Origin of the sequence: Gordonia sp. 852002-10350_SCH5691597, from assembly GCF_001665715.1 — a bacterium.
Classification (GTDB): domain Bacteria; phylum Actinomycetota; class Actinomycetes; order Mycobacteriales; family Mycobacteriaceae; genus Gordonia; species Gordonia sputi.
In genome coordinates this window covers 26,280-34,718 of record NZ_LZMO01000263.1, presented here as the reverse complement: position 1 = coordinate 34,718, position 8,439 = coordinate 26,280, and the positions used below count along the sequence as shown (strand labels likewise).

Genomic DNA, 8,439 nt, shown 5'->3' with positions numbered 1-8,439 from the left:
GCCCGTCATCCGACTCAGTCGATGTCCGATCGTCAATGCCACGATCAGAACCTTAAACGTCGAGGGGCGTCGACGTCAGGTCACTCAAACCAGACCGGAGCAATCGCAACGCCTGGTTGTCTATTCACTCCCGCCTTTCGAGTTCCCGACGTCGACGCCGGGCGACTACTTGGGAGCGGTCAGGTCGTACACCGTCACACCGTCGACCGTCTTCGCGGTGAAGTTCTGCTCCACCCACGTGGTGATCTGACTCGACGGCCTGCTGCTGTCCGAACCCCCACCGAATCCGCCACCACCGAATCCACCGCCACCGATGAAGTAGTGGATCTTCTTCTGCTCCACCAGCTTCTGGAACTGTGCGAGCGTCGGCGACGGATCGGTGCCGTTGAAGCCGCCGATCGGCATCACCGAGTAGCCCGATTCGAGCTGGTAGCCCGACGCGGTGTTCGATCCGACCGCCGCGGCGACCCACGTGTACTTCTCGGCGTCGGATTTCAACAGCGCGAGCATCTCGGCGCTTGGCTTCGATCCCATCAGCAGACCGCCACCCGGCCCACCCATTCCGCCACGCATTCCCGCGTACCCGGCGCCCGCGGCCATGCCGGGCGGCATACCCATGCTCTGGCCTTGACCTTGGCCCATGCCGTGACCTTGGCCATGGCCTTGCCCGCCCATACCCGGGCCGCCGAATCCGCCCTGGCTGCCTCCACGCTGTCCGCCGAATCCGGCTCCGCCGCCGCGCATTCCGCCCGGTCCGCCGCGCATTCCGGGACCGAATCCGCCCTCGACCCGCGGTCCGGCGCTGATGATCGAGCCCTGCTTGGCCGTGGTGATGGTGTCGACGGTGTAGGCGAACGGGCCTGCGAGTGCGGCGATCACCGACATCGCGATCGCGAGCGCACCGAGGTAGGCGCGTTGCGCGAACAACATCGCAGCACCCCCGACGATCCCGAGGAACAGCACCACGTAGCGCAGCCACGGCACGAAGTCCGACGACCGCGCGAGGAGTGCGAAGCCCCAGATCGCAGCAATCCACACTGCGGCGGCAAGCACACACCGGACCCACACCTTGTCGCGTGCACGCCAGGCCACCGCGGCGCCACCGGCGAGCACGGCGGCGACGGCCGGCGCGAGGGCAGCGGTGTAGTAGCTAAGGAAGATGCCCGCCATGAAGCTGAACACGGCCATCGTCACGAGCAGCCAGAGCCCCCACACGACGAGGTAGGCGCGTCGCGTGTCGGTGCGCTTGGCCCGACCGATGATGATCAGCGCAGCGATACCGAGCACCAGTGCCGACGGAATCAGCCAGGCGATCTGACCACCCTGCTCGGGCTGGAACATTCGCAGTAGTCCGGGCTGTCCCCACATGCCACCGCGGCCACCGGGCGCGCCCGGTCCCGCGAAATCGGCACCCATTCCGCCGGGCCCCGCTGCCGAACCACCGTAGGAACCGCGTCCCATGCCCGGCCCGACGCTACCGGTCTCGTTGCCACTGAGGCGTCCGAAACCGTTGTAGCCCAACGTCAATTCCATCACGGAGTTGTTCTGTGATCCGCCGATCCACGGTCGCGACGACACCGGCCACAGCGCGACGGCGAGCAGCCACCAACCCGCGCTGACAATCATCGCACCGAGTGCGGCGAAGCAGTGCGCGAGGCGCCTGCCCCACCCGCCGGGACCGAATGCGAAGTAGGTGATCGCAAGTCCCGGCACGATCAGCATCACCTGCAACTGCTTGGTGAGGAAGCCGAACCCGACGAACACGCCGACCAGGATCATCCACCGAAGCCGGCCTGTCTCAACGGCTTTCAGACACGCCCAGACCGCGGCGATCATCAACAGGATGAGCAGCGCCTCGGGATTGTTGAACCGGAACATCATCGCGGCGACAGGGGTGAGCGCCAACGTCGCACCGGCGAGAATACCCGCCCAGTGCCCGAAGTACCTGCGCGTCATCCAGTAGAGCAATGCCACCGAAGCCACGCCCATCAAGGCGTTGGGCACCAGGATCGCCCACGAGTTCAATCCGAAGATCCGCACCGACAGCGCCGGAATCCACAGCGACGCAGGCGGTTTGTCGACCGTGATCGAGTTCGCCATATCCGACGACCCGAATAACCATGCCTTCCACGACTGCGACCCGGCCTGGATCGCCGCGGAGTAGAACGAGTTGGCCCAACCGTTCGCCGAGAGGTTCCAGAGGTTGATGATCGTCGTCGCGATCAGTAGGACGGCGAGCGATCCGCGCTCCCAGAGCGTCGTGCGTACCGTCGAACCGGCCGTGGTGTCGACAGGCGCACGGCCCCGGGAGTCCGGGGCCGTCGCCGATTCTGCTGTGGTGGTCATCGTCTCGATTCTTGCTCGGTGGAGCGGCTGGCCCCGGTGCGTTTGACCCCGGTGTGTCTGACCTCAGTGTGACCGGCCTCGTGAATGCGGTGGGACGTCATTCCGTTGCCTCTGCGGTGCGTCGCAGGTGAGCACGGAACACCCACCGCAATCCGACGAAGCGGGTCGCCGTGGCGACCAGATTGGCGACGATCAGCACGACGAGTTCGACATGCTTCGACGCTCCCGGCGCGTAGGCGTGCAGCCCTGCGAGTGCCCCCGCGGTGACCGCCCAGCCGAACAGGAACACGCCGAACCCGAAGAGCTGATGTTTGAGAGCATCCTCGCGGCCGTGCACACCGAAGCTGAACTTGCGGTTGGCCGCGGTGCTCAACACCGCGGTCACCGCGAGTGCGACGAAGTTGGAGACCTGCGCACCGAGGATCGAGTGCAGCAGCAGGTAGAGCACCGTATACGCGGCCGTCGACGCCACCCCGACGACGCAGAACCGGACGAGCTGACCGACCATGCCCGGCGGCACACCCGCGATGTCGGGACCGGCCGCGCGCTCACGGCCGACCGTCGAACGCAGTTCGGCGATGGGCAGTCGGCCCCGGGCCAGCGCGTAGCCCACGCGGGCGCAGCCCTTGAGATCGTCGACCGCGGTGGACACGATGTCGACGGTGCTGTTCGGGTCGTCGACCCAATCGACGGGGACCTCGGCGATCCGCAGCCCGATTCGCTCACCGAGCACGAGCAGTTCGGTGTCGAAGAACCAGCCCGTGTCCTCGACGTAGGGCAACACCTGACGGGCGATGTCGGTGCGCATCGCCTTGAAGCCGCACTGGGCGTCGGAGAACTTGGCGCGCATCGTCGTACGAAGAATGAGATTGTATGAGCGCGAGATGAATTCGCGTTTGGTGCCACGTACCACGCGTGAGCCGCGGGATAGTCGGGAGCCGATCGAGATGTCGGAGTGCCCGGACTCCAGCGGCGCGATGAGTGGCATCAGCGCGTTGAGGTCGGTGGACAGATCCACATCGCAGTAGGCGACGATCCGTGCGTCGCTGCGTGTCCACACTGTCTTGAGTGCCCTACCGCGACCCTTCTCGTCGAGGTGCGCCACCCGGATGTCGCCGAGTTCACCCGCGAGTTCCGCTGCGATCGCGACGGTCGCGTCGGTGCTCGCGTTGTCGGCGACGGTGATGCGCGCAGTGAACGGGACGTGTGCGCGCAGGTGGTCGTGGAGGCGGCGCAGGCACCGCGCGATGTCGTTCTCTTCGTTGTAGACCGGCACGACGATGTCGAGTACCGGAGCGGTGACCGATGTGTCGGCGACGATCGTCACGGGTGCCGCGGCCTGCGGGAGGGCTTCTGTCGTCATGAGTACAGATTCGGGTGCCAAACTGCAGCAACTCTGCGTCGAACCTGCCAGCTTCCTGTGAGCGTCTGGCCTGCGAAAAGAACCTCGTCGGTGGACGTCACTAGATTGGCGGGCATGACGGGAACATCGGTAGGACTGTCCGACGACGACCAAGCCGTCGCCGACGCGGTCATCACCAGCCTCGCGGGCGACGGCGCGCGCCTGCGCGACGACCAGCTCAGCGCGGTGGTCGGGTTGGTCGGGAGTTCGGGGGCCGGGAGCGAAGCGAGCGGGCCGCGCGTACTCGTGGTGCAGGCGACGGGGTGGGGAAAGTCGGCGGTGTATTGGACTGCGACGGCGATCCTGCGGTCTCACCGGCGGGGTCCGACGTTGATCGTGTCGCCACTGTTGTCGCTGATGCGCGATCAGGTGTCGGCGGCAGAGCGCGCGGGACTGCGGGCGGCGACGCTCAATTCGTCGAACGTCGACGACTGGTCGGCGATCGAGGCGTCGTTGCGCTCCGGCGAGCTCGACGTTCTGCTCGTCTCGCCGGAACGTCTCGCCAATCCGGGATTCGGAAGGCGTGTGCTCGACGCGCTGTCGGGCGAACTGGGCCTGCTCGTCATCGACGAGGCGCACGCGATCTCCGACTGGGGTCACGATTTTCGCCCCGACTACCGCCGGGTCTCCGATGTCCTGCAGTCGCTCAACCCGCAGACTCCTGTCCTCGCGACCACGGCCACGGCGAACAGTCGGGTCACCGACGACGTCGCCGCGCAACTCAGCGCAGGCGGCGAGCAGTCCGAGACGCTGGTGCTGCGCGGTCCGCTCGCGCGAAAATCGTTGCACCTGAACGTGATCGACGGACTGTCACCGATCGGGCGGTATGGATGGGTCGCACAGCACCTGCCGGAACTCCCCGGTTCAGGCATCGTGTACGTGCTCACCGTCGCCGACGCCGAGCGCCTCGTCGACGCGATTCGCGCGATACACGGCGATTCGCTGGCCGTCGAGGCATACACCGGGCAGCTCGACGCCGACCGCAGGCACCATCTCGAAGACGCCCTGCTGCGCAACGAGGTCAAGGCGCTCGTCGCGACGTCTGCGCTCGGAATGGGTTACGACAAGCCAGATCTCGGGTTCGTGGTGCATGTCGGATCGCCGCCGTCGCCGGTGTCGTACTACCAGCAGGTCGGGCGTGCGGGCCGCGCACTCGACGACGCCGTCGTGATGCTGTTGGCGTCGGCGACCGACAACTCGGTGTGGGACTACTTCGCGACCGCCACCATCCCTGATCCGGTGAAGATGGAGTCCGTGCTCTCGGCGTTGCGCGAGGCCGACGGGCCGATGTCGGTGCCTGCCCTGGAGGCGGCGACCGGGCAGCGTCGAGGTCGAATCGAGTTGATGCTCAAGCAGCTTGCGGTCGACGGCGCCACCGAACGCGGGCCGGACGGATGGTCGGCGACGAGTACGCCGTGGACGTTCGACGCCGCCCACTACGACGGCGTCGTCGCGGTTCGACGTCGCGAAGCCGACATCATGCGCAGCTACATCGCAGGCCGACAATGTCTGATGCAGTTGCTCACCGAGTCGCTCGACGACCCGCAGGCGCAACCGTGCGGACGTTGCTCCGTGTGCACGGGAGCCCTGACCCCGCCGCTGACCGCCGACGTCGATCCCGCCGTCGTACGCACGATCACCGGCAACCTTCGACGTTCCGCGCAGATTCTCGAACCACGAAAGATGTGGCCAGGTGGCGATTTCGGACGTCGCGGCCGCATCGCCGCCGACCTCGCCGCCGAACCGGGACGAGTGCTGGCACACGCCGACGCCCCGGAGTGGACCGACCTCCTCACCGCCGCTCGCGCCGCCGATCCGCAGGCACTGGCCGACCTCGGCGACGCCGCCGTGGCGACACTGTCGTCGTGGGTGCGGCAGTCGGGAGTGCGACCCGACATCATCATGTCGCTGCGCCTGACCGGCACCAACCTGGCCGATCAACTCGCCGAACATTTACGCGTCGTCGGCAAGCGGCCGGGCGGACATCTACCGGTGCGACAGGGCAACCCACCCGATCGCGACGCACCCGGCGCCGTCGAGGCCGCCTACTGGCGCGACCACCTCGGCGAACCGCCCCCGGAGGTCGCGGGTCAGAACGTGCTGCTCGTCGTCGACGAGTCGCGGTCGGGGTGGGCGATCACACTCGCCGCCGCCACACTGCGTGAGGCTGGCGCCACCGCGGTCATGCCGCTGCTGATCCATCGGAGCGTCTGAACCGCTCCTTTGGCCGCGGGAGTTCGCGGGTACCGCGCCGTAGCACTGCGCCTCGGTGGCGCCGACGGTGTCAGTACGTGCGCCTGGGGCGCTGTCACGAGCGCCCCACTATCGTTGCCGCACAGGCGGTCAACGCCGCCTCGACATACGTGTCAATTGAAGGCGATCCGGAGTGGTCGACGCTATCGCGACGTGATCGAGCCGCACAGCGCCGACGCCGCGTGTGGATAACCGAATTCGACGCTCCGAAAGTGTCATAGGCGGTCGCTAGAATTGATAGCGGGGACAGTGCGCCAACTCGAATCATGTTGCTGCGCAGTTTGTTTCGCCGATATATATTGATCGAATCCCTTGACTCGAACGTCTGTTCTCCCCATAATGGACATATGCCCCCACTCCCCCACCTTCTCGACCAGCTGCGCGATATCCGTATCAAAGACGACGCCAACGCACGCGAACTACAGGCCGCGACAACAACACTCATGATGATGCGCAACGTCGTCGACCATCTCCTCGCCGTGCACGCCGCCGCGATGGACCGCCTCGGCGTTGCCGGGCCGGGCGGCAAAACCCGGGCACTACTCGTAGCCATGGGCGCACCCCCGGCAGCAGCATCCCGGTGGTTGCAGATCGGCGCAGCCCTACCGCGGTTACAGCGACTACCCGGCTACAGCGAAGACGGCGCATTCCCCAGCGAGCACGTCTCCTCCATCGTCTCCGGACTGGCCCATATCGAGAAGCGTTCAGCCGAAGCCACTTCCGCCGATGAACGCCTCGACCATGAGCGCGCACTGATCGCACAGGCATCCTCCGGTGCCACACCCCGCGAGATCGCACTCACCGCTCGGGGGCGCGCGAACGAGGTTGTAGACGAGCGTGGCGGCATCCCCGCAGCGGAAGACCGCACCATCAACACACTCTCGCTCACCCAAACCAGCGACGGACGCACCGAGATTCGCGGCGACGTCGACGTGGTGACCGCCGAGAAGCTGCACAGCGCAATCGAGTCGCTGTCAGAGGAACGCCCCGAACCCGATGGCTCACCCGACGCCCGCAGCCTCGGGCAACGTCGCACCGAAGCTCTCGAGCAGATTCTCGACCTCGCCGCCACCATCGACACCCCCTTCATCACCGCGCCCAAAACCCATCTGGCACTGGTGGTTCCGGCGGACACGCCCAAGCTGGCCTACCTCCAATGGGCCGGACCGGTCACCGAACTCACCGCACGAACACTCGCCTGCGACACCTCCATCAACGAAATCATCGTCGACGGCGAAACGGTGCCCCTCGAAATGGGACGCACCAAACGACTGTTCCCGGCCCACCTCCGCAAAGCCATCACCATCCGCGACCGCTGCTGCATCAAATGCGGAGCACCCGCCTCGTGGACACACGTGCACCACATCGCCCACTGGATCGACGGCGGCACAACAGATCTCGACAACGGCTGTCTGCTCTGCCCCTCCTGCCACACTCAGATCCACGCCAGCGACTGGGACATCACCATGGGCCACGACCGCCACCCCTGGCTCATCCCACCCGCCACCGTCGACCCCCACCGCACACCACTACCCGCCTACAACCGACGGACACTGCGCCTCGACAACGTCGCCGCCTGAACCCGCCTCCTGAACCCACCACCGCGCAACACACAACAGCCTTCCCAGTAGCACCCGTCGACCCCACCCATCGACCTTGCCCTCAGCCCGTATCCCGCGAGTTCTACCCGGCACGCGACGCGTGCACTCTCCGCAAGCCACCCACTGTCCGGCGAGCACGTCGGCACCGGACACACGACCCTTGAGAACTCCATACATCGCCTCGGATGCCGCGACACGACGGCACGCCTCAGCGCGCGCGAGCCCCTCGGGGCGACCCGCACTGACACGTGTGCGCTGTCGCGCATCCACGGCCTCGAGTCCACGACCCCGCATGAGATGAGCCCGTGCAGCATCATGTGACAAGCGTCGGCGACGAGGTGCGTGATGGATCAGCCAGGGCGACTCGTGTTCTATCACGAGCCGATGGGCGCAGTTGTGGGTGACTCAGTCGGCGACGTACTCGCCGTAGCCGGTGGCCCGGAGCGCGGCGCGGATCTTCTCCGCGTCGGCGTCGAGTTCCTCGGGCGTGATGTCTTTGCGGGCCTTGCTGAGGTCGAACGTCTCCATGCTCTTGGCGGGGAACACATGGAGGTGGACGTGCGGGATCTCGAGTCCGGCGATGAGCAGGCCCATGCGCGGAGCGTCGAACGCGGCTTTGACTGCGCGGCCGACCTGCTGCGCGACGTCGGCGAGATGGGTGAACGACGCCGTGTCCATCTGCTCCCAGTGATCGACCTCCTTGCGCGGCACGACCAGGACGTGGCCCTCGGTCACCGGCTCGATGGTGAGGAATGCGACCGCCTGGCCGTCCTTCCACACGAATCGACCGGGCAGTTCTCCATTGATGATCTTGGTGAATACCGATGCCATGGAGAC

At 66.5% G+C, this 8,439-nt stretch carries 5 protein-coding genes; 2 read left to right on the top strand and 3 right to left on the bottom strand.

What is annotated here, in order from left to right:
* Positions 1 to 165 precede the first annotated feature (165 nt).
* Positions 166 to 2,346 (bottom strand): ArnT family glycosyltransferase, encoded by a 2,181-nt coding sequence (locus A5777_RS19730; RefSeq protein ID WP_064863940.1) that lies wholly within the window; start codon positions 2,344 to 2,346, stop codon positions 166 to 168.
* Between the two features lie 97 nt (positions 2,347 to 2,443).
* A complete protein-coding gene (locus A5777_RS19725; protein ID WP_064863944.1) occupies positions 2,444 to 3,709 on the bottom strand; it encodes a bifunctional glycosyltransferase family 2/GtrA family protein in 1,266 nt (421 codons plus the stop codon).
* A gap of 114 nt (positions 3,710 to 3,823) precedes the next feature.
* Between A5777_RS19725 and A5777_RS19720 the strand changes: the two genes are divergently transcribed.
* Together A5777_RS19720 and A5777_RS19715 are read left to right on the top strand one after the other, a co-directional pair.
* A complete protein-coding gene (locus A5777_RS19720; protein ID WP_064863939.1) occupies positions 3,824 to 5,962 on the top strand; it encodes a RecQ family ATP-dependent DNA helicase in 2,139 nt (712 codons plus the stop codon).
* Between the two features lie 386 nt (positions 5,963 to 6,348).
* Complete coding sequence (locus tag A5777_RS19715) at positions 6,349 to 7,581, top strand: HNH endonuclease (protein ID WP_064863938.1); 1,233 nt, start codon at positions 6,349 to 6,351, stop codon at positions 7,579 to 7,581.
* 426 nt (positions 7,582 to 8,007) lie between these two features.
* Here A5777_RS19715 and A5777_RS19710 read toward each other — a convergent pair whose 3' ends face one another.
* Positions 8,008 to 8,433 carry an HIT family protein gene (locus A5777_RS19710; RefSeq protein WP_005207423.1) on the bottom strand — a complete coding sequence of 142 codons (426 nt, stop codon included), beginning with the start codon at positions 8,431 to 8,433 and terminating at the stop codon, positions 8,008 to 8,010.
* Positions 8,434 to 8,439 lie beyond the last annotated feature (6 nt).